Annotated in this window: 17 protein-coding genes; 2 read left to right on the forward strand and 15 right to left on the reverse strand. The window is 56.9% G+C overall.

Going from position 1 to position 22,872, the window contains the following annotated elements; genetic code table 11:
• The first annotated feature begins 7 nt into the window (after positions 1 to 7).
• On the forward strand, positions 8 to 970 hold the full coding sequence (locus Pla52nx_RS01220; protein WP_146517740.1) for an L-threonylcarbamoyladenylate synthase: 963 nt from the start codon (positions 8 to 10) through the stop codon (positions 968 to 970).
• A gap of 165 nt (positions 971 to 1,135) precedes the next feature.
• Here the strand turns inward: Pla52nx_RS01220 and Pla52nx_RS01225 are convergent, their stop codons facing one another.
• From Pla52nx_RS01225 to Pla52nx_RS01295, 15 genes are all read right to left on the reverse strand, one after another.
• A complete protein-coding gene (locus Pla52nx_RS01225; protein WP_146517741.1) occupies positions 1,136 to 3,211 on the reverse strand; it encodes an agmatine deiminase family protein in 2,076 nt (691 codons plus the stop codon).
• Between the two features lie 112 nt (positions 3,212 to 3,323).
• On the reverse strand, positions 3,324 to 4,154 hold the full coding sequence (locus Pla52nx_RS01230) for a transglutaminase-like domain-containing protein (protein WP_146517742.1): 831 nt from the start codon (positions 4,152 to 4,154) through the stop codon (positions 3,324 to 3,326).
• A 3-nt stretch (positions 4,155 to 4,157) separates the two neighbouring features.
• Entirely contained in the window at positions 4,158 to 4,325 is a 168-nt protein-coding gene (locus Pla52nx_RS01235; RefSeq protein WP_146517743.1) for a DUF1328 domain-containing protein, read from the reverse strand.
• A 251-nt stretch (positions 4,326 to 4,576) separates the two neighbouring features.
• The gene (locus Pla52nx_RS01240; protein WP_146517744.1) at positions 4,577 to 7,060 is read right to left on the reverse strand and encodes a glycogen/starch/alpha-glucan phosphorylase; all 2,484 of its coding nucleotides are present in this window, start codon (positions 7,058 to 7,060) and stop codon (positions 4,577 to 4,579) included.
• Between the two features lie 344 nt (positions 7,061 to 7,404).
• A complete protein-coding gene (locus Pla52nx_RS01245; protein ID WP_146517745.1) occupies positions 7,405 to 9,141 on the reverse strand; it encodes an FMN-binding protein in 1,737 nt (578 codons plus the stop codon).
• 65 nt (positions 9,142 to 9,206) lie between these two features.
• Positions 9,207 to 11,456 (reverse strand): FAD-dependent oxidoreductase, encoded by a 2,250-nt coding sequence (locus Pla52nx_RS01250; protein WP_231741736.1) that lies wholly within the window; start codon positions 11,454 to 11,456, stop codon positions 9,207 to 9,209.
• Positions 11,457 to 11,653: 197 nt separating this feature from the next.
• Positions 11,654 to 12,217: a peptide chain release factor family protein gene (locus tag Pla52nx_RS01255; RefSeq protein WP_231741565.1), complete on the reverse strand. Its 564-nt coding sequence runs from the start codon at positions 12,215 to 12,217 to the stop codon at positions 11,654 to 11,656.
• Positions 12,218 to 12,314: 97 nt separating this feature from the next.
• Positions 12,315 to 13,616, reverse strand: a complete 1,302-nt coding sequence (locus Pla52nx_RS01260; protein ID WP_146517748.1) for a hypothetical protein — start codon at positions 13,614 to 13,616, stop codon at positions 12,315 to 12,317.
• A 5-nt stretch (positions 13,617 to 13,621) separates the two neighbouring features.
• Positions 13,622 to 14,260, reverse strand: coding sequence for a hypothetical protein (locus Pla52nx_RS01265; RefSeq protein WP_146517749.1), 639 nt, complete (start codon positions 14,258 to 14,260; stop codon positions 13,622 to 13,624).
• Positions 14,253 to 15,320, reverse strand: a complete 1,068-nt coding sequence (locus Pla52nx_RS01270) for a prepilin-type N-terminal cleavage/methylation domain-containing protein (protein WP_146517750.1) — start codon at positions 15,318 to 15,320, stop codon at positions 14,253 to 14,255. The genes Pla52nx_RS01265 and Pla52nx_RS01270 overlap by 8 nt, the downstream gene beginning before the upstream one ends.
• Positions 15,317 to 15,820, reverse strand: coding sequence for a GspH/FimT family pseudopilin (locus tag Pla52nx_RS01275; protein ID WP_146517751.1), 504 nt, complete (start codon positions 15,818 to 15,820; stop codon positions 15,317 to 15,319). Before Pla52nx_RS01275 ends, Pla52nx_RS01270 begins: the two co-directional genes overlap by 4 nt.
• A 181-nt stretch (positions 15,821 to 16,001) precedes the next feature.
• Positions 16,002 to 16,967, reverse strand: coding sequence for a deoxyhypusine synthase family protein (locus Pla52nx_RS01280; RefSeq protein ID WP_146517752.1), 966 nt, complete (start codon positions 16,965 to 16,967; stop codon positions 16,002 to 16,004).
• Between the two features lie 106 nt (positions 16,968 to 17,073).
• Positions 17,074 to 17,517, reverse strand: coding sequence for a hypothetical protein (locus tag Pla52nx_RS01285; RefSeq protein ID WP_146517753.1), 444 nt, complete (start codon positions 17,515 to 17,517; stop codon positions 17,074 to 17,076).
• Positions 17,518 to 17,646: 129 nt separating this feature from the next.
• Positions 17,647 to 19,728 (reverse strand): hypothetical protein, encoded by a 2,082-nt coding sequence (locus tag Pla52nx_RS01290; protein ID WP_146517754.1) that lies wholly within the window; start codon positions 19,726 to 19,728, stop codon positions 17,647 to 17,649.
• A gap of 54 nt (positions 19,729 to 19,782) precedes the next feature.
• Positions 19,783 to 20,406, reverse strand: coding sequence for an RNA polymerase sigma factor (locus Pla52nx_RS01295; RefSeq protein ID WP_197454154.1), 624 nt, complete (start codon positions 20,404 to 20,406; stop codon positions 19,783 to 19,785).
• A 209-nt stretch (positions 20,407 to 20,615) separates the two neighbouring features.
• Between Pla52nx_RS01295 and ligA the strand changes: the two genes are divergently transcribed.
• Positions 20,616 to 22,685 carry an NAD-dependent DNA ligase LigA gene (gene ligA, locus Pla52nx_RS01300; protein WP_146517756.1) on the forward strand — a complete coding sequence of 690 codons (2,070 nt, stop codon included), beginning with the start codon at positions 20,616 to 20,618 and terminating at the stop codon, positions 22,683 to 22,685.
• Positions 22,686 to 22,872 lie beyond the last annotated feature (187 nt).

Genomic DNA, 22,872 nt, shown 5'->3' on the forward strand with positions numbered 1-22,872 from the left:
TATCCAAATGTCATCCTCCGACAAGCAAAATCTCAGCCGAGCCACGCAGATGATTCGCCAGGGCTTGCTCGTCGGGTTTCCGACCGAGACCGTGTACGGTTTGGGTGCTAACGCGTTGGATGCCACTGCGGTCGCTGCAGTCTTTGCGCTCAAAGAGCGGCCGAAGTTTGACCCGCTGATCGTTCACATCGCCGACCCCAGCGACTTGAGCGATTTGGTGAAAGATATCCCGGCCGCCGCCAAGACATTGATCGAGCGATTTTGGCCGGGGCCGCTGTCTCTGGTCCTTGTAAAGCAGGACTGTGTTCCGGACATCGTCACCGCCGGCTTACCCAGCGTCGCGGTCCGCTGCCCAGGACATCTCATGGCGAGGACGTTGATCCGCGAGGCGGGAGTCCCCATCGCCGCCCCGAGCGCCAATCGTTTCGGCATGGTCAGCCCGACCACCGCCCAGCACGTGCGGGAACAATTCGGCGACCGACTCTCTATGGTCCTGGACGACGGGCCGTGTCGCGTGGGTGTGGAATCCACCGTGATCTCTTTTGTGGAATCGCCCAATGGAATGGCCACGTTGTTACGCCCGGGTGGTGTGCCACTGGAAGAAATCGAAGCGGTCATCGGCCCCATCGAGAAAAGCACTCATCAACCGTCGCGTCCCAGCTCACCCGGTCAACTAACGAGCCACTACGCGCCTCGAACTCCCTTGGTGATCGCGGATCAAGACACCACGTACAACGATCATCAAAGGCGAGGCTTGCTATGCCTCAAAACGCCGACGAACGCGGCCTCTTTTTCGGCGATTGAAGTCCTCTCGGAATCGGGTTGTCTGCGCACCGCAGCGGTCAACTTGTTCGCAGCGATGCGTCGACTCGATGCGATTGGTCTGGATTGCATCATCGCCGAACCGGTTCCCGAAGTGGACCTTGGCTTGGCGATCATGGATCGGCTACGCCGTGCCGCAGCGAAATAAAGGCCCAGCGAAATAGTGGCCCAGCGAGCAGTCAATCTCTCAACAGCAGTAACGCTGCGAAAACACGGCAAAATCGCTGCCAACGGCGATCGATTCTACTTGACTTTCGTGTTTCGTTGTTTTGAGGCGAGCACTCGTTCAGATGGAACCCGTCTCGCGAATGGGTTAGCGGATAGATGTGAGCTTTGGCTGTTCGGAGGAACTGAGCGCGTCTTGTTTCTTGGGATGAACGGGTGTGAATTCCGTCGGGCCCAAGTTGGAGACCATGCAGTGCAGTGCTCCGCCACGATCGCGTAGTCGCGTGCAATCCACGAATCGAATTTCCCAATCTGGCAACAGCTCTGAGTAAATGGACTTCACCTGTGATTCAACTTCTTGGGGTTGTCCTTGGTAGGACGGGACCAGCAACATTCCATTGGCGAAGACGACATTCGTATAGGTTGGGAATGTATCGTCCTGGCTCTCTGGCATCGGGATTCGCACCACCGTCAACGGTTTCCCGTCGACAATGACTCCTTCGAGTTTCTGTGCGACGCGATCCAAGACGACAGAGTTCGGGTTGTTACGATCTGAGTACTTTCCGACCACCACCGTTGTCGGCGTGACAAAGGTCATGAACATGTCGATGTGTCGGGTCGGCTCTCCCATGAGTGTGTCGATCATGACGAGTTGTTTCGCACCCGTTACCCGTAGGGTTTCCTTGCGAATCACGGCGTCAGAAAAACCGTACAGTTGGTTCAGCGGAATGATGTGGTTTGATGCGACGGTCAAGCCTCGGCCGTTGGAAAGCAGCATGCCGCCCTCCAAATGAACCGGCACATCCGCCACACGAGTCCTCCAGTTTCGACGAAGTGCGTTGGGCAATGCGTCCAGCACGATGCGTCCTTTGCGGTCTTCGCGTGTCAACCGAGAGTCGAACCAAATCGTTTCTCCAGACGACGACACCGACACGATTGGCCCTTGGTCGCGAAACCAAGGCGTCTCACAGTCGATGATCGCAAAGCGAATATTCTCTAGCGGCACTTCGGCAGCCTCCAATGAAGCTTGCGCCTGCTCCATCGACTCTTCGTTGTCCGCAACGACAACCAAGCGGACGCGATCATGTAATTGCCTGGCGATGTCCGTTACCACAGAATTTGTCCAGTCGAACATGCCCCAGGCCAAGGCCAACCCGTTTTGTGGCTCAAACTCAGCCACCATCGTTCCGGACATCGAAAGATGGTTCGATACCAACTCGGTATTCAAATCGACCAGCGGACTCCATTGCCAGCGACTAGCGGTTTTCCCAAGTTCTGACCGGCTCGCCGTCTGCCCAAAATCATTGGCGATCTGCCGGAGCGATTGCAAATTACGTTGGGCGAACATCGTTGCGTTGTTGTAACGATTCAAAGCAATCAAATGCTTGTCCAGGTTCGGCAACTCAGTGTGAACGATCTGCGATGTCAAACTATCGAGCGTTTGTTGCGCGAGAGATGCTGCTTTTTGCAGCTCACCTTGTTCCCAATAAACTTCACAAAGCGTCATGCGAAGATCTTGCAGCATTTCATTCGTCAAACCGTATGTTCGACTGTCAGGGTCTTGCTGCTGAATGAGAATCGCTTTTCGAATCGGCTCTGTAGCGTCCAGACCCAACGCCCGATTCGTCAGCCCGAGGTTGCGCAGTGCAATGGCCAGCACGTTTTGATGGTCGCTACCGTGTTGAGACTGCAGCAGGCGACAGCATTCGTAAAATGATCGCTTGGCTGCGTTGTGATCACCCAGGACTGAGTCCAGGCAACCCAAGGTGTTCAGGGCGTATCCCCAGAGAACCTGATCTTGGTTGGATTTCGACAATTCGATTGACTGATCAATCCAATTTCGGGCCATAGAGTTATTGCCCTGAATACTGCAGATTCGCCCCAAATGCAACTTTGCCAATGCGACCTGATGTGGCAGCCTGCTGTGATGTCGAGGGTCTTCGACAAACTGCTGCAAAGAATGCTTCAACTCCTCGATCAGATAGGTCCACTCCATCCGGGGCTGAGATTGCCTGGCCAGGATCAGCGTCAGGTCATTCCAGCGTGAAAAGACACTGTTGATGCTTGCGAGCGCGAATTGATCCCGGGTGTCCAATGACAGCTCAGCTTCATTGAGCCGCTGTTCCGTTGATATTACCGCGCGAGCACTGGCGACAGCCACAATCAAGCACAGGGCGGCCGCAGAGGCGGAGCCCAAGTAGGCATATTTGGGGGGGATTCTCAAGGGATATCTCTGAATAACGCAAAATCACAACCCTGTGAAACCCTGGTCAGGTGTTCTAGTCTCGTAAGAACGTTGGAAATTGAGGCAAATTGATGTCCGGTAGGCGGCGATCTCAAGCCGTCGATACGGCGACCTGTCCCTTGTCACGCTCATTGGGTTGCGAAAGATTCGCCCACACATTTTTCTCCTGCATCACCGCTGAACCCGTCAGAGTGCAAAAGGCGACGTCCGCTGCGTCCCTGCCAACCCCGATGCGGACCAAACCCAAAGTGGAAGCCAAGCGAGTGGGATCAAAGAGATACCAGTGACCATCCAAGAATGCTTCCATGAACCCGTGGTAGTCCGGCGGTTGCAAATTGGCTGCATACCCAGAGACGTATCGTGCGGGGATGCCAATGCCTCGACAAAGCGTGATCGCCAAGTGAGCGTAGTCGCGGCAAACACCCGTACGCTGCAACAGCACGTCTGATGCAGTTGTCGTCGCATTGGTACTGCCGGAGGTGTAGTCCAAATGTTCGTAGACCCAATTGCAAATGGTCTCCACCCGCTGGAATCCCCCGGGCAGACGTCCGAATTCTTCGAATGCGAATCGGGCCAATAGATCGCTCTCGCAGTATCGACTCGGATTCATGTAGGTCAGCACTTCTGGCGGCATCTGGGACGCTTCGGTCTCAGCGACGTCTTGAGGCTGATCGATCCCAGGCGACAGCTCTGCCGTCGCCTGATAGTTGATGGTCAACTGACATGGTTGCACCATGCATCGCTGCATCCGATTTCCGTCTGGACCAATCTGACACTGTTCCAACTGTACCAGCGGATCGAGCGTAAGATTCTCATCAATGATTGTTTGATGCTCGGTGTAGGCAGCCGCAATCTTTAACAAAAAGACAGTGGGCTGCCGTACGTCATAGCGAAGCGTGCTGCCGATTTGAATTTGTGTCATGACTCAGACCACTGGCCCACGACGTCCCATGACCAGTCCGACGATGAACAGGATCAGGAAGACAACAAACAGAATCTTTGCAATCGATGCAGCGGTACCGGCAACCACGCCGAACCCCAGCACGCCAGCGATCAATGCGACAACAAGAAAGGTTAATGCCCAGCTCAACATGGCTATTCTCCAAAGGTGAAAAGTTATCTCGCGTAGTTGTGAACATCACTTCTGCCGCGTTGGGTTTGGAGTAATGCGATTGTTGTGCCAAAGGATCGCATTGACGAGAATCCTTTGAGTGCAGCGTCGATTAAAACGATTTGGAGTCGCCAACGGACGAAAAAAGACGCCACCGAAGTCGATGGCGTCTTTTTCTGATTGTTCGATTGAGCGTGATTGCCCGTTTAGCGATCAGCTTGTCGGGAAAACGCTCATTTCTCGTCCTGATTCAGCGATTTGACGTGCCAGATCTCGTCGGCGTATTGCTGAATGGTTCGATCGCTGGAGAACCAGCCACTATTGGCGGAATTCAGAATGCTCATCCTCGTCCACGCTTCACGGTCCTGGTAGGTCTGTTCGACCTGACGTTGCGTATCGATAAAACTTCTGAAATCTGCAATCGTCAGCCATTGATCGTGAGGGTTTCTGAGTCCACTGATCAGATGGTGAAAAATTCCTGGCTCGGTGGAGTTGAACAATCCTCCTTCCAGCAGTTCCATGACCCGGGCAATCTCTGGATCCTCACCAATGATGGCGTTGGGGCAGTAGTTCTTCTTCGTTTCCTCGACCTCGGCGGCACTGAGTCCGAACAGAAAGAAGTTTTCCGCACCGGCCTTCTCGCGGATCTCGATGTTTGCACCATCGAGCGTTCCGATCGTCAAGGCACCGTTCATCATGAACTTCATGTTCCCGGTTCCGGAAGCTTCCTTTCCTGCGGTTGAGATTTGCTCTGACAGTTCGGTACCTGGGCAAATCACTTCCATGGAGGAAACGCGATAGTTGGGAAAGAACACCATCTGTAGCAGGCCTTTGCTCCTGGGGTCTGAATTGACCACTTGGGCAACTTCATTGATCAACTTGATGATCAGCTTGGCCATGAAATAGCCCGGGGCTGCTTTTCCACCGATCAACACGCAACGAGGCGTCATGTCGGCGGTATCTCCTTTCATGATTCGGTCATACAAGTGGATCACGTGCAGTACGTTGAGTAGCTGGCGCTTGTACTCGTGAATCCGCTTGACTTGAACATCAAAGATCGCATTGGTATCAAACTCAACGCCCGTATTTTCCAGGACGTACTTGGACAAACGTCGCTTGTTGGTCAGCTTGACCGCATCCCAACGTTCGCGGAAGGAAGCGTCATCGACCAAGGGAGCAAGATCGGAGATCAGGGAGAAATCGCGTTGCCACTGAACTCCGATGGACTCGTTGAGCAACTCCCGCAAGTCGGGATTGCAGTGTGAAAGCCAACGTCGCTGAGTGACGCCATTCGTCTTGTTATTGAACTTGGTCGGCCAGATTTTGCAAAAGTCCGCGAACAAACCGGAACGCAAGAGATCCGTGTGCAACTGGGCAACGCCGTTGACAGAAAAGCTGCCGACGATGCTCAGATAGGCCATGCGGATATGCGGATGGTGGCCGCCCTCGACCAACGAGACTCGATCCCGCAGTCCAGGATCATCCGGAAACTGCGTGGTCACCATCGCCAGGAATCGTTCATTGATCTCATAGATGATTTCCAGAATTCGCGGCAACAGCCGGCTGAACAACTGCACGGACCACCGCTCCAATGCTTCGGGCAACAGCGTGTGATTGGTGTACGCCATGCATCGAGTGACGATCTCCCAGCTTTCATCCCACTCCAACCCGTGTTCATCCATCAACAGACGCATCAACTCGGGGATGGCGCACGCGGGGTGTGTGTCGTTGAGTTGGAAACAATTCTTGCCGCCGAAGTCTTTGAAGTCCTTGCCGTGCTTTTGCACCCACTTGTTCAGCACGTCTTGCAGGCTGGCGGAGACGAGGAAGTACTGCTGCTTGAGTCGAAGCTCTTTGCCGTTCTCACTGGAGTCGTTCGGATAGAGCACCATGGAGATCTGTTCGGCATCATTCTTTTTGGCCACCGACTCCGGGTAACTGCCTGCGTTGAACTCATCGAGATCAAAATCGTCCGTCGTGGTCGATTTCCACAACCGCAGCGTATTGACGATCCCGTTCTTGTAGCCGGGAATCGGCATGTCGAATGGAACCGCCAGTACATCGTGGGTAGCTACCCAACGAATTTTTGGACGTCCGCTCTCGTCCTGATAACGCTCGGTGTGTCCATAAAAGCGGATCGTCTTGGTGTCTTCGGTGCGTTCGATTTCCCACGGGTTACCGTTTCGCAGCCAGCGATCAGGGGCTTCGACCTGATGCCCCCCCTCGATTCGCTGATGAAACATCCCGAACTCGTAGCGGATGCCGTAGCCGGTCACGGGCAAAGCAAGATTGGCACAGCTGTCCAGAAAGCATGCCGCCAGTCGTCCCAGACCACCATTGCCGAGACCGGCGTCGTGCTCTACGTCCGCGACTTCTTCCAGATCAAGTCCGACCCCGTGAAGCGCATTACGCAGGTTCTCGTCAATTCCAATGTTTTGAATGGCGTTGTTGAGCGAACGACCCAACAAGAACTCGAGCGAGAGATAGTGAACACGACGCACATCGCCCTCGGATGCACGGCCTCGCGTCTGACGCCAGTCGCGATGCAGCCGGTCACGAACCGCAATCGCGCAAGCCCGATAGTAGGCGTTGCGGTCCGCGTCTTCTGAATCGAGTGTGAAGTGCAGGTGACGACGGAGTTCCTTTGGCAGCGGCTCCAAAATCGGATCGTGAGCGTGCGAATCAGTGAGGCTTTTCGGTTCGAGCGTGTTTGACATGTTTTCTTGGATCTACCCAATGGTGAACTAAAGCTCCGAAAAGGGAGCAAGGCAAAAGACTGCCGTTGACCGCCTGGGATAAGTGTAAGTGGCAATCATGTGTGTCGAGTGCTAAATCGTTATTCGGCATCTCAGCGGCAATTTCCGCACCACAATTGAGGTGTAGTAACGGCCAGCGGACGCAGGTCGCCGGGGGGAATGCAGCCCGAGGCCAGAAAAATCCTTACATATCACCCGATTTGACTGCAAGACGGGTTTCACCCAGGCATCGCCAATGTGTGGTATATGGACGCTGATTGATGGCAATGCGGCTCCCTGACGCGTCACGTCGCCCCCCCCTCCTATCATTTCCACCAGGACCAGCTCCAGGCGAACAAGAGCAGGCCAATCGCAATGACATCGGCGAGCTGGATTTGTGCGCTGCTCGCTTTTCGACGAAGATGATCCAACAATCGCCCCGTCGGACATCCCAAACGGCAGTACGCCATGGGAACAAACGCGGAAATGACAAGCGTTCCTGCTGCTAGCAACAAGGCCCCCCATGGAGCGATGCGAAACAAGTAGGCGTGAAACGGTTCCCAGGAGGAAACATCCAGCGTCGGATAAAGCACCAGGCCAACGTAAGCAACCACCAGCATCGTTCCCGGCAAAAAACTCAACCAGCGAACCAGACGCCGCGGTGGGCTCCACTTGCGTTTGCTCTTTGCCGAAGGCTTGATCCACTGCTGCAGCGCGCCATGCGGGCAAAGGTGGTTGCAATATGGATTGGACTTGGACAGCGGCGGTGACAGGAATGCCACCAACGCGATCAACGTCAAACCAGGTGCCAAACGCCAAGCCACACCCTCGGCGGACCATCCGGCCACCAAAGACATCGACAACAGGTTGCCCGCCCACAATCCGATCACGATCACAACCGTGGCCAACCAAAATCGTCGCCACCACGGTCGACGAAACCATCCACGCATGCGAAACCAAACGGCGGCGATCAACACGGCAACGGTTGCGATGTCAGGAAGCGACCAACGCGTCGCCGTTACCAAGTCTTGCCACCATGTCGTTGGTTCGGCGATCGGTTGAAATTCCTGCTGTTGATATTTCTTTGCCGAGGCAACCAACGTCTCCGCGACCGCCATGCTGGTCATCGTCGCCCCAGAGACTCCCTCGACCTCGGCGGCAACCAAATCAAACTCGGCCAGTTGCTCCATCGTCTGCTGTTCAAAGATCGGCCAAAATCCGTATTCATCTCGGACATATCCGACATAGGGTTCGTTATCAAATGAGGAGCGGATACGTATCGCTTGGATCGGTCCGTGTGGGTTCTCGCCCAACCGCAACAGCATCTCCGTCGGTCCCTGGTATCCGTCGATCGAGTCCGCCAGTGGGCCGGTGCGAATCACATGACCGATGACTTGCCCCTTGCTGTCGCGGATCACGTGCATCGCAGGCCGACCGCCCATCGCATCCGCTCGCGCGGCGTTCGGAAACCACTGCTGGACTTCGGCAACCGCTACGTTGTCGGGAAACACGAGCGACGGACGATCACCACCGATTCGTTTCAGGACGCCGCCGGCGATCGCCAAGCTCGTCAAGGTTGCTCCGGAAACGGCATCTACCTTTTGACCGGTTGGTGGTCCGCCCCAACTCCAACTGTGGAACTGCTGAAAGAATTGCGAATCGCGTTGAACCGCCTCGACATGCTCACTCGTGTCCGAGCTGTGGATCAAGGCCACCGCGATAACATGCAGTTCGGTGTCCAAGGCGATCAATGATTCACTGGGACCTCGATAGCCGACGATCGACTCGGCGATCGGCAACGTGCGTGTCACCGATCCGATCATGCGTCCCTGTTCGTCGCGGACGCTCCATAATCCGCTGGCATCTGCCTGCGGATCGATTGATTGGGCTGTCGGTATCAAGCCTTGCACCATCGCCAATTCGGGCACCTGCCCGACGTCATCATGGCGTTCTGACGGCGATCGAATCGCCAGCAGCATTCCGATGACGATCAACAGTCGCAAGACGTGAACGACCGAGGCACGATGCTGTTGCACACGTCCGTTTCGCGAATGAGAACGCACTGCAGCACGCACTGCAGAACGCGATGGCTCAGGCAGAGATTCCTGCACCGGCAGTCACACGCCTTTCATTTCGTGGGCATCAACGCGACGGCGTCGGCGTGTACGTTTCCGTCGGCACCGTCCGTGCTGAGTGTGACCACCACGTCACCGGGCTGACCAACGGTCACCGTGCCGACGGGGATCGAAAGCTTACCACTGACCGTACGCTGATCGATTCGATGTGACTGCGTCTCTCCGTTGGCGGCGACCGTGACCAAGGTACGCGTCGAGCGATTTTCATGCGGACCGCTGTAAACGTGCACTTGGTACGTTCCCGGCGTCGTGACCTTGAGCGTGAACTGAGCCGTCGCGTTGGTCTTGGGCCCTGCGTACTGATACGAATAGCCCACGTAATTGGGCAGACCGGTTCCGCTTTGCCAGGGGCCGGACAGTTTCGCATCGACATCATCGACGACGATTCCCTCCAACTTGGCAGGGTCGAGTCCTGTCGGCGGTCCGTTGGGGCCGGCAAGCGGCAATGCATCGGCGGGAATCGAGACCGGCGCGGTCGGCGTACTGCGTCGCGCCTTTCCGGGCAGTTTCAGCATTTCGAGCAAGTCATCGAGATGGCTTTCGTAAACGTCTCGCGGCAGACAGCCTTCTTTGGCGCAAATCGACGCGGCTTTGCCGACGACCTCGCCCATCATGCCGCAGGTTTTCATCACACGAACCGTTCCCAAGGCTTCGTGAGTGACACTGACGCAGCGACCTGCCATGAACAGGTTGTCGACATTGCGACTGTAAAAACATCGATACGGAACAGGGTATCCGTACGATCGATCGACGCCTTTGCCGTGTTCGGCGATGGAGATGAATGGGTTGTCGGGGAATTTTTCCGCGTACTGTTTCTTGGGGTAGTGCAAATCGATGGACCACGTGCTGGGCACACAGCCGTCCGGAAAATCTCTCTTGCTGACGATGTCTTCTTCGGTCAACACCACGTCACCCATCAACCGTCGGCTTTCACGAGGCCCGCCGATGAAGGCGACCCAGGTCAAGAACGCGCCGGCGTGCTTGTCCGCACCGTCCCGGTTCTTCATCGCATTGAACGCGCCGAAAACCGCTCGCAGATTCCAATCTCGGATGGCTTCTGCGTCGCCCAGTGGATCCTTGTCGAAACCGCTCTCCCAAAACCATTGACCGTGGTGGTCACGCGGGTAGGGAAAATCAGCCATGTTCAAGTCCAACGCCCAAGGTGTTTCGGGAAAGTCGACCGACTGGGGTGTTTCGTCCCAGGCCCACATGTTGCTCATGCCCATCCGGCCGGTCGGTGTCTGATCCAAGTCGGCTTTGGCCCATGCGCCGATCCATCCGTGTCCGGTGCAATCAGAGAACAGCTGGCCCAGGATCTCGACTTCGGATCCGGTTCTCGTGTCGAACGCGAGTACAGACTTGATCTTGTTGCCGTCCATTTTGACGGCGTGAGCATGATGGTTCAGCAGCAAGTCGATGTTGTCTTCTGCGCGGACGATTTTTTCTTTGACGTCGTCGCCAAACTCTTCGTACTTGCCGGGCGACTTGGTCGCGTTGTCGGCGAACTCTTCGATGATCTCACCGATGCGTGGAAACTTGCCACGACGGATGTTTCCCATCGCCCACACACGAACTTCGCTGGAACCGTTGCCACCCAGAACACTACGGTCTTGAACCAGTGCAACACGACATCCCATTCGAGCAGCGGAAATCGCTGCCCCCATGCCGGCATACCCGCCGCCGACGACCACCAAGTCATACGGTCCACGAACCTGTGGTTCCTCCGGCAAACCGAGTTGATCGCGCCGCCATGGTCCCAGGACCGAGTCCGCTTGTGGCGGCTGGTTGTCCAGGTCGGTGGTGAAGTAGATACAGTCACAGCGACCGTCGAATCCCGTCAGGTCGTGCAACGCGAGGGCATGTTCGCCGGCGGAGATCTCGACCACACCGCCATCGTGCCATGACCATGTTGCAAACTTTGTCCCAAAAGTTTCCGCGAGCGGTTTTCCATCGATGTGAATTTCAAACTGTCCGGGCGGCGGTGAAGCGTCCCATCGCGCCACCCAGTCTTTTGTACGCACCCACACTCGGTACTTGCCCGCTGTTGCAAATTCAACCTTGGTCGTCGCGTCCTGGACGGGCTTTCCTAAGCCGTGCGCGAGCAAGTATGGCGATCCCATTTCTTGAATGAACTGTGTGTCCAATTTCCAGCCACCGGGATCGGCAAAACTTTCCGATTCGACGAAAACCTCGGCCGCTGAGCCAGAGGTGACCCAGCCGACGATGAGCAGCATCGCCATCATGCTGTTTAGAATCGGGCGGAACAGAATCGGGCGGAACATCGAGCGGTATTTTGATTCAGAGACGTAGGACTTCATCATCGACACGGGTGGGAGGTAGGACCGTTGCGGTAGAAATGGCTGCGAGCCTTTCAGCAGCGACATCTGATGTCACAGCTTGGAAATTCATTGTAGCTGCAATCAGTCGTCCGCGTAGACGCTCATTTTAGCGGAGGACGCCCGTGATGAACGCGAACTCGGTTGACCCACTCGAAAGCGGCAGGGTGCGATTTCAGGAACGAAATGATGCCGCTCGTGCTGATTTTCCAGCGTTTTGCCACCAAGCTGGGCTGACCGCCGGCGGCGTGCAAATCGTTCAGCAGCAACGCCAACACGCCGGGTTTTGCCTCGTTGGTGTCGTTCATCCGCAGGCGTGCTGCGAAATGCCGCTGCCGCACCTGGGCTTCGTCTGGATCGTGAGGCGGATCGATGGCAGATTGTTCGACGGGGCGTTTCCCATCGACGGCATCCAGACTGCTGGGCGTTCGCAGGTCCAACGCAAGGCGAAATCGCAGTCGCTGCAATGCCATGCGATGATTCTCCGCCTGGCTTCTCTTCTCAGTCGCTTCGCCAACAATCCCCGTCGGTAGATGCGTCAAAAACACACCGGTGTCTGTCTTGTTGCGATGCTGTCCTCCTGGGCCGCTGCGACGCTGAGTTCGACGCTGACAATGCTGTACCAGAACATCGGGATCCAAGACCGCCGGGTGCGGGGAGGAAACCATCGTGACAGGCATCCGCTGGGACGCAGGGGCCAAGGAAGCATCCGAGCGCCGGGGATCTTCTGAGCGACTCAATGAATGGATGCCGTTGAACGGGAGGCTATGGAGTGGGAACGCGCCGCATGGTTCCGTTGATAAATCGCATCGGGGTGGGGTCGATCAGTCCCGCTGGTGGTGATGATACCAACTCCGGCAGAGAAAAGATGTGGACATCGTTGTAAAGCGTTACGTCATCACCGATCACCGAGCCGGTGACCCAAATCGGACTGCCGTCGCTGGTGGCATACACGGTGACATCGTCTGAGCTGTAAATCAAACCCCGAAATTGCGTGTCGTACTGATCATCAATTGTCGTGTTGCTGATGCTGCCGCGGAAGGGCGATGACGAGGGGTTAAAGTTCACGCCCAACGTCGACTCGCTGAGCACCGGCTCGATCGCATTGAAATAGATGGGGGCATCAGCGACCAAAATGGCTTCGGGCACCGCAGCGTATTCCCAAACAATGGCTCCGGTCAGTTCAATGGACGACGCATCGTAGATCGCCAAAGTGCAACCGAGCCGTGAGTTCGTGATTCGCACGTGGCTGCCACCCGCATCGATCCAGTACACGCCATTAGCGTCAGTGCTGCCATACGGATTGGTGCCTGCCGTCAGCACGGCGTTGCTGATCGTACGTTTCCCGCTTTGCCAGGGGAGCGAAGAAACAGGGATCTGGGTGCCAGATTGCATGTAGACGTCCACCACGTCGTGGGTCGGCCCGGCGACATTCTCGCCCGCAAACGCGCCGCGTATCGCGGGCATGATCGTACCACTGCACTCCGTGAGCGGGGACACAATGGTGCCACTGGTGGATGTCAGGCAATCATCCGCGACCTGAACGGCGGACTCTGAATTCAATACCGCTCCCCATTCCACACGCAAATCATCCAGCGCGGTCACGCCATAGCCTAGCAGCTCCAGCCCACGGTACGCTGGTTGCAATTGCACCGTGATCGCCGATTGCGAGTCGCCCACTCGCGCGTGTACGGTCAGTTGCACATCGTCGAAATCGTCATCCGACAGATCGCCATCGACGTCACTGAGCTGATAGCGAACCGAGGCTTGATCCGTGCTGGAGACGACCAACCCAGTAGCGTTTAACCAGGACGAGTACGCTCCGTCTGTGTGATTGTTCCGCCAATTCGCGTCTGATGACAATCGCGACGCTTGGCGGTGCATTTCACTCTCGGCAAGCCTCATCGCCGCCATTCGGTTGACACGATCGATCTGAGATCGCAAGCCACTGGTTGATACCGATAGCGAAGCAGCAACGGCCGCCGAAACGATCAACGCCGTGAACAGCACAGCCAAATAGACATATCCGGCGCGACAAAGCCGACCATCGATTGAGTGTTGTCTCATGCGATTCAGTACCCCATCGTCGGATGATTGCGAAGAGGCACGACGACATCCAACACGCGATCGGACGAGAATGTGAATCGGTCGCGGCGAAGTCGTGCGTAGGATGTCGTCTCCGGCAAGTCATCGGGCACATCGGAAACAAGCGTCGATTGAGTTCCCACGTATCCATCGGGTGCCGTGCAGGTCACCGTGATGACACGAAACGGATCCTTTGGATCAGCGGTCAAGGTCACACCGGAGGCGGAATAGACTGCCGGAGTCACAGAGACCGAGACGCTCCAAAGAACGAAACCCACCATCGCAGTTCCGTCGCGATGAGTCGGTGAGGTTGTGGAATAGCCGTGATAGTCGTCCACGTCGTCATAGGCACTGCGCACACCGGCCGTCTCGCCCGTCTCCAAACCAAACGTCCCAGATGATTCCAGATCCTGAAAACTCATTGCGGAGATTTCGTCCAGCCACATGCCGCCGAGTTCTCGCGATTGAACCGCCGTCGATCCGATCGACTGGATACGTAGTAATCGCCCCGATGCTTGGAGGGAGACCAGCAACAGCGATGAAACCAGAATCAACGAGATCACGATCTCCAGCATCGTCAAACCTTGGCGATCTCTGGTGCGACCATCAAGCACTGTGTCACGCATCGGGGCCTCCGATTCTGACGCTCAACATCGCCCAGGGGGCATCCTGCTGAAACCAAACCCTGGGCGCAAAGGTGGTGGAAATCGGGCCATTGCGAGTTGCGGAACCAGAAGAGAATCGTTTGGAGCTATAGGGGGCAACCGTCCGCCGTATCACATCCGTGAACCCAGGCATCCCAAGCGTCGATGATGCGATGGGAGATTCATCTGCGATGATCAATTGCAGATTCAAGTCACCTTCAGCATGCGTGCCGCTTTGTAAAGCCGCTGGATGCGACAGTGAATTGCCCGCATAGGCCTCTCCTGACGAACTCACCGAACCCAAAATCGGTGAGTAAGGATGTGCGTTCTCGATCGCATAAATGCTGATCCCAATTTCTCCGGTATCAAAAAAGAAGAACGCGGTGACGTCCGGTGGCATCGACGAGTTGTAGTAAGTGTATCTCGCATCGATGACCATCCCATCACGATACGCAAAGTTGATGAAGTTCCAGCCGCCGGGTGAAATCAGCACAAAAGGTGCAGATCGATACGTAGTGACCAGCAGTAACAGGTCGCCGTCTTTCACGCCGTTAGGCAACGGACAACTGAGGCTGCCGACGGTGCCGGGACTGGCCACCGAGTTGACCGCACGCACTCGGGGGTAATAAGCTTGCGATGCCGAAGTCGGCGCGCTGTAGCCATCGACATGCGACTGATGCGACGGCGCGGCGATATCCAACGTCACCGAAGCGTCGCCATTGACTCCGCGAGTCAATCCGTCGATATAAGATTCGTAGGAAAGCGATTCGGAGGAACCCGTCGTGACGCTGGCTCGCGTCACATTGAAACCGTAAGACGGAGACGAATCGATCGCCGTCGCGTATCGCAGATCCGATGAGATCCGATCCTCAATGCTCCGGTCACGCGTCTCCTGCTGAGCTGACGTGTTTGGCTGCAACAATGACGTCGCAATCAACACGGTGGCCAACAACGAGACCATCAGCACCGACGCCGCGGCCATCGCGGCGATCAACTCGATGAATGTAAAACCTGCTCGCTCCCGACCCAGTGTTGATCTCATGGAGAGGGACTCCCGCCGCTGGGAGCGGTAAAGGAAACTCCGCCAAGCCCAGGCAGGACATACAACGTCCGAGATTGTGAATCGCTGGTCAGCGTGATCGTTCCCGATTGCATGGCCGTGCTGCCGACGATCGGAGCCCCCTCCAAATCGAACGACAAGGTGTCTTGACCGTCAAAGCTGGCCGTCAATTCGATCGAATCGTCGTACTCGCTCTTAAGATCGATGGAGATCGAACTGCCAGCTTGGGTGACAGCGTCCACATCCGTGCTGGTCACCTTGTCCGTTGAGGCATCGAACACAATGGTTGTCGTACGTCCATCATTGAGCGCGACATGACGCACGTACTCGATGGTCGATGCGATGCGGGATGCCGCAGCGCTCAACTGATTCGCCGTCAGTGTTTGAGTGAATCGGGGCGTAGCGATCGCTGCGAGCAAACCGATCACCAGCAGGCCAATGGTGACCTCCAGCAGAGTCATCCCGCGTCGGGCAGCAGACATGTCGTTGAAATACCTCGGCGTCGCAGTGGTCGGACCGGCTTTCGACTCACCGCTCACACGGAGAGTCGATCACCACAGTCAAACATACGTCGCTCTGTGAGGTCATCACGTCGTCAGAATGGCCAACCTATTGGCATGACCGGCACAACCCAACCGAGATCTGCAACTGAGATCTGGCTGCTCACCATCCCAGAACGTAGGCAAAGATCAGGGGCGCGACGATGGACGCGTCACTCTGAATCATGAACTTGGGTGTTTCCAGTGACAGTTTTTCCCAGGTGATCTTTTCGTTGGGAACGGCTCCGCTGTATCCGCCATAGCTGGTGGTCGCATCGCTGATCTGGCAAAAGTAAGACCACAGCGGAATGTCCTCACGCAAGTCCTGACGCATCAGCGGCACCGCACAAATGGGAAAGTCGCCCGCGATGCCGCCGCCGATTTGAAAGAATCCGATCGGATGATCGGGCGAGGTTGCCTTGTACCACTCAACCAGCCGCTGCATCTGATAGGTTCCGTGAACAATCGCATTGTGATTTGGAACCGTGCCGTCGATCACGCGAGCGGCAAAGATATTGCCCAGCGTGGAGTCTTCGAAACCAGGTGTGAAGACGGGGATGCCGGCGTCCTTGGCTGCGGCCAGCCAACTGTCACTGCGTGGCACCTGATAGTGTTGCGTCAGACTTTCGTCGTCCAAGATCTCGTACATGAAATCGCAAGGCATCTTGGGGGTACCCGATGCTGCCGTCTCCGCCCATCGTCGTGTCAGGTTTCCTTCGATGTGCCGCATCACCGTCTCTGGAATGCACGTGTCGGTCACACGGTTGAAACCTTCGTCCAGCAAAGCCTGTTCATCCGCGGCCGACAAAGCTCGCCAGTCTTCGATGACCCGGTACTCGTTGTGGGCAAACAGATTGAAAATGTCTTCTTCCAGGTTCGCGGCCGTGCATGTGATCGCATGGACCTTGTCCTGACGAATCATTTCCGCCAACGAAAGACCGATTTCACCCGTACTCATGGCACCGGCCAACGTGACCATCATCTTGCCGTTGGACTCGCTCAGCAAAGACCGATAGGCACGAGCCGCTGCCACGGTCTCACGGGCGTTGAAGTGACGATAGTGGTGATCCAAAAAGTCGCTGACGTTCACGGGGAAATCCAAGTGGGTGGGAAAGGGGGCGTTTCAGCTCGGCCACACGCATTTGATAACCATTCTATCGTCCAACGAAAACCTGGCATCGATCGGCGAAGAGGTTTCACCCGCCGCTGGACTCGCCTGCAGGTTGCTCGGTGGATTCACCATCGCCATCGGTTCCTACCTCGGGGCGTGCTTCAGAACTCTGCTCGTCCGAGTCAGGTGTCGCGTCAGGACTTGAGGTAGGCCCCAAGCTATGTCCCGAACTAGGCCCCAAGTCACGTCCCATTGCGGCTGGCCCCTGATTGGAGGATCCGCTGTCGTTGGCCGACGCCGACTGGGCGCCTGCTGTATTGAGTTTATTTTCCCGTGACTGACTGTCTTGCAGGGTTTTCCAAAAGACTCCACCCAGCACGATCGCAGCAATCGCGATCGCACCCACGCCGATGCCGGCGAGTTTCAGCACCGAGCTGCCACCTCCGCCGGACGCCGAAGTAGCCCCCGCAGCCTTGCCATGGGTATCGTTGGTGAGGGAATCTGTGGGGGTGCTAGAATCGTCAGCCATTTGTTCGAGTCCGTCAGTTGGGAGGGGAGAAACGCACATCGTAGCCCATCGACCATGTTGCCGCGCCACCTCGACTCAGAAACCGACGCTGGAAAGTTCACCGGTAGACGTTGTTAGCAACCAACGATGTCAGCGACCAACGAATTGCCGCCAGCCGTTGGCCATTCGCTGCAAGGCGGCATTGTTCGCGGTGGGATCGTAGACCGGCAGCGGCTGACTGCTGCCTCGGTAGAAATATCGCAGTAGGTAATCCGCCATCGCGCGTGACACCACGTCGGGGGCTCGCAAGTCATCCACCAAGCCGCTGATTTGCGCGGCCAACGGGACCTCTCCGTTCTGGGCCATCAATGCAAGCCGTTTCAGGCGATTCAGTCGGGTCGGGTCGTTCACCGACGCACCCACGGTTCGCCAAAGTCCTGCGTAGCGAGGATCTCGTGGAGAGAATGTCAGCACTCTTTCCAATACCATCGCCCGAACCATTGGTACGGGACGATTCAATAGTCGCAATGCGTTGGTGCCCGCCAGCGAAACTTGCCATCTGGCCAGCAACTCCAACGCCGGGACATCCGGGTTGCGTCCATTGGCCAACACCGCAATCTGCTCATTGACGCCACGGGCGACATCTTTGCTTGTCGAGATCTGTCCCAGCACAACCGGTTTGATCGGGATCGAGTGAATCGGTTGGTTCACCCACCTGGGCATTCGCTTGGGTTGGGGCATGTCCTGGATCGTTTGATTGTCAACGACCAGCATCGCTGCGTCGGTTGCTTTGCGATCATTGATCTGCACGGTCCCACCATTCACGGTGATCTCAACGCCGAGGGAGGATTGCTGCAACACCGCCGTTGCTTTGGTCTCAAAGGTCAGACTTGCAACAATTTGATTCGCGTCACGCAAACGAACGACGGTACCGATCGGAATGTCGACCAAAGCCACCGATCCGAATTGCAGCTCCAAATCCGCAGACGCGCCGGACATTCCACCGGCCAATCGCATCGTGGTATCACCATCCATCACCAATTGGCCTCCAGAGTCCAGCTCGGCTTCGGCGCGACACAGGGGCAACGTTTGCAGCGTCTCAGGTCCCGAACGATCGGGAACGATACCGGCCGGCTCGTTTTCCGAATGCAAGGGCAGCGTTGTCGTCGACCCTTCGCTCACTCCGCTCCATGACAGTCCACGTTGGGACGCACTCTCCGCCGGCGACGGGGGGCTCTGCTGTGCCAACAATCCCGTCACGCGTGTCCAACGCAACTCACCGATTGCGGCCAATGCGGGCGGCGCCAACACGTTCTCTGGCGCCATGGGGACGACGCGAAGGGGCGGCTGGGAATCGGCAGGATCGACCACGATCGAAGTACTGGGCACGTCCGCGCCAGGCACGTCCAGGCCACGCACGTCCAGGCTGGGATTCCGCTGCGCTGCATTGCGTGGTCCCACCATAGGATCGTTCTGCTCGGGAGCGAACGGCGGTGTGGTAGACCCATCGTCGGCCAAACGCGTGCTCGGCGAATCGTCGGGAACAACTTCACGATGATCTTGGGGGCTGGGCAGCGCATCCGTGTCGGTCTCGGGCGGAATGATTTCGGGCGAACTACCGGTTCGCGTCAACTCGCTTTCATTGGGCAGCCGAGCGCCGTCACGCTGCCGCCAGACGAAGAACACTGCGACGGCTGCTGCCACTGCCAACAGTGCGACCGCGATCTTTCGCGTCGAGTGGGATGCACGGCGTCGTCGAGCCGGCGATGCTTTCTCCGGAGCTACAGAAATGAACTCAGTTTTCGGTAACGACTCAGGCAACGCGACGCGGTCTTGCCCGGGCGTATCGATCAAGTTTGACTCCGATGCGTTCCCGGCCAACACACTGCACATCGTCATCAGCTGCGCCGACAGCGAATCGCTCAATGAGGGCATCGCATCAACGGACTCTTCAGCGCAGCGAGTGGCCGCAATGATTTCCGACAACACGCGACGATCCGACATCGCCGCCCGATACAATTCTTCGGACTCTCCGAGCGAAAGCTTGCCATCGACAAACGCAGCGACTCTCTCCAATGGCACAATCAGAGATGTAGATTGCCCTGAATGAGCAATACTGGGATCATCCAGCACCCGTTGCACGATCTCTCCCAACGGGCGCACTTCTCCCGTCTCCGCGAGGCTTTCTCGCAGGTGGCGGTTGATGGCGGCTAGGAGTGTTCGTCGATTCACGTATGGTTTTCTGTTGTTGATATTCGGAAAGGGAATTTTGGGCTTGCCACTGTCTTACAGGTTTTCCTCTTCCATCCATTGCCTTAACTTCGCTTCGGCGCGACGCAACGTGGGTCCGATCGATCCGATCGGTATCTGCAGCGATTGGCTGATTTCGGTGTAGCTGGCCGCGTGCAAATGAAACCTCTCCACGATCTCCCGCTGCTTCTCCGGCAATCGTTCCAGGAGCACATGCAGCCGATGATTCTGTTCACGACGGATTGCTCGCTGAGACGGATCGGTGACACCCTGATCGACCGCGAGATCCAAATCCAGCAGTTGACCGGGCGAGCCCACAGCGATCCTTCGTCGCGAAAATCCCCGCGTCGCACTTCGCGTTGCGATCACCGCCACATAGGTTCCCAACGAAGATCGTCCTTGGAATGCCCGCAGCACCGCAGCGTTGTTGCCCAGCAGAGCCGCGAACACCTCCGCTGTCGCATCATCGATCGCGGAATCGTCACCGGCTCGACCGAACGAGTGGGCGACATCGGCCACCCGTGAGCGAACCAAACGGCCGTAGCGATCGACAAAGGTCTGCCAAGCGCCGGCGTCTCCGCGCAATAGATCCTCCACCAGCAGTCGATCTGCGGCGTGGGGCGGTGTCGCGACGGTGGAGGTGACGTCGGTTTCAGGCAAAATCCAGTTCAGTTCCCTTGGTCGGTCGAAACAGTCGACAGATCCATCAGTGGCAGCCCGACGGCAATTTCTTACATCAATCTGAAAAGATTTTCCCAGTTTACCCCGGCAGCACTCCTCTGGGGTCTCCCTGAATTGTCAGCGTCGCTCGTCTGGGCAATGATGTTGCCTGCTCCGAACTGCCTCCTCTCCGCAACGGCCAAGCTCCCATGTCCTCACCCTCGAAACGCATCGAAGAACTTCGCCGGGAAATCCGCAGGCTGGATCACCTGTACTACGTCGAGGCAACGCCCGCGGTCAGCGATCTGCAGTACGATCGGATGCTGGAGGAACTGAAGCGTCTGGAGGAGCAGCATCCCGAGTTGCGATCCGAGGACTCGCCCACCCAACGCGTCGGTGATGCGCCGGTCGAACATCTCAATCAAGTCGAGCATCGTGTCCCGATGTTGTCGATCGACAACACGTACAGCCGAGAGGAGCTGGCGGCCTACTTCACGCGGACGGAAAAACTGCTCGAGGGTGAATCGATCGCTTGGGTGATGGAGTACAAGATCGACGGGGTCGCCGCATCGGTCCGCTACGAAAACGGTGTGATGACCCAGGGCGTCACTCGCGGCAACGGCAGCGTCGGCGATGACATCACGCACAACGTACGCACCATCCGCGACCTGCCGCTCAGAACCACCGGCGAGTCCGCCCCCCCGGTCCTGGAGGTGCGTGGCGAAGTCTACATGACCAACGAAGACCTGGCGGATTTGAACGAGCGTCAAGTCGCGGCGGGACAACCGCCCTACAAGAACACTCGCAACGTCACCGCCGGCACCATTCGTTTGCTCGACCCGGCCATCGCCGCTCAACGTAACTTGAGGTTCTTTTGCCACGGCGTGGGCGAAATCGACGGGCTTCAGTCCAGCGACCACATGTCATTCTTAAACGAAGTCGGTGAGCTGGGCATCCCGCCCACACCCAACGTGCAACTGCTGGCAGATTCCAAGGCGGCACTGGACGCAGTGGCAAAGCTTGAGCTGGAAATGCCCGACCTGCCCTTTGAAGTCGACGGGATCGTATTCAAGGTCAATGACTTTGCTCAACGAGAACGACTGGGCATGCGAAGCAAGAGTCCCCGCTGGTTGATCGCCTACAAATTCGAACGCTACGAAGCCACAACGACCCTGGAACACATCAGCGTCCAAGTCGGCAAGACGGGCACGGTCACTCCCGTCGCGCACCTGACTCCCGTCGACATTGCCGAAACGACTGTCTCTCGCGCATCGCTGCACAACGCCGATGAAATTCAGCGTCTGGACGTCCGTGTCGGAGATGTGGTCGTGGTGGAAAAAGCGGGCAAGATCATCCCCAAAGTCGTGCGTGTCGAAAAGCACCTTCGCAAAACCGAACTGGAGCCCTTTCGCTTCCCCACTCATTGTCCCGAATGCGACACGCCGCTGTCGCGTGACGAAGGAGGCGTTTACATCCGTTGCTCCAACCCAAGTTGCCCGGCGCAATTGCGTCAGCGGTTGATCTATTTCGGCAGTCGACCCGGAATGGATGTCGATGGTCTTGGCGAAGAGTTCGTGGACTTGCTGATCCAGCGAGATTTGGTCAGCAACTATGCCGACCTGTATCGCTTAAGCGTCGATCAAGTCGCCCAGTTGGACTGGCTGAAGCAACGCAAGGGCAAGGACGGTGCAATGGTCGACGTGAAGGTCGGCGAAAAGAATGCAGCCAACTTGATCAACGGGATCGAGGCCAGTCGAAAACGCGGCCTCGCACGTGTGCTTTCATCCATTTCCATCCGCCACGTCGGTCCGCGTGTCGCCCGGATCATCACGGGCAAGTACGAGACGCTGGAAAAGCTTCGCGGTGCATCAGTGGAGGACTTGGCCGGCATCCATGAGATCGGCGATGCGATCGCGAAAAGCCTGCATGAGTTTCTGCACAGCGATTACGGGCGAGAAACGCTCGACCAATTGGCCGAGGTCGGAGTCGAACTGTTTGATCCGGAAACACCTCAAGACGCGACCGGTGGTCCCCTGTCGGGCAAGTCCGTGGTCGTTACCGGAACACTGCAGCACTACAAACGCGACGAGATCAAAGCCCTGATCGAAAAACTCGGCGGACGCGCCTCCGGCAGCATCAGTAAGAATACGGACTTCCTCGTCGCCGGAGAAAAAGCAGGCAGCAAACTGGACAAAGCCAACCAGTTGGGCGTCCAAGTTCTCACTGAAACTGAGTTTCAGCAATTGGTCGACGAAAGTACGTCGGACTTGCAAGGTTAATATGTTGCGGGCGAGTCAGGCTAGAAAGCCTGACGTACGGATCGCATAGGGTTGTTTTTTGCGTAACGCAAGATCGAATGAACTTGGAGCCCGAATGCCGCAGGTCTCGGTAATTGTGGTACCGTTGGTGCTCATCCGTTCGGGTCACCCACGTGGGGCGATGGGCACAATAACATATTCTGAAAAT

It is taken from the genome of Stieleria varia (assembly GCF_038443385.1).
Lineage (GTDB): Bacteria > Planctomycetota > Planctomycetia > Pirellulales > Pirellulaceae > Stieleria > Stieleria varia.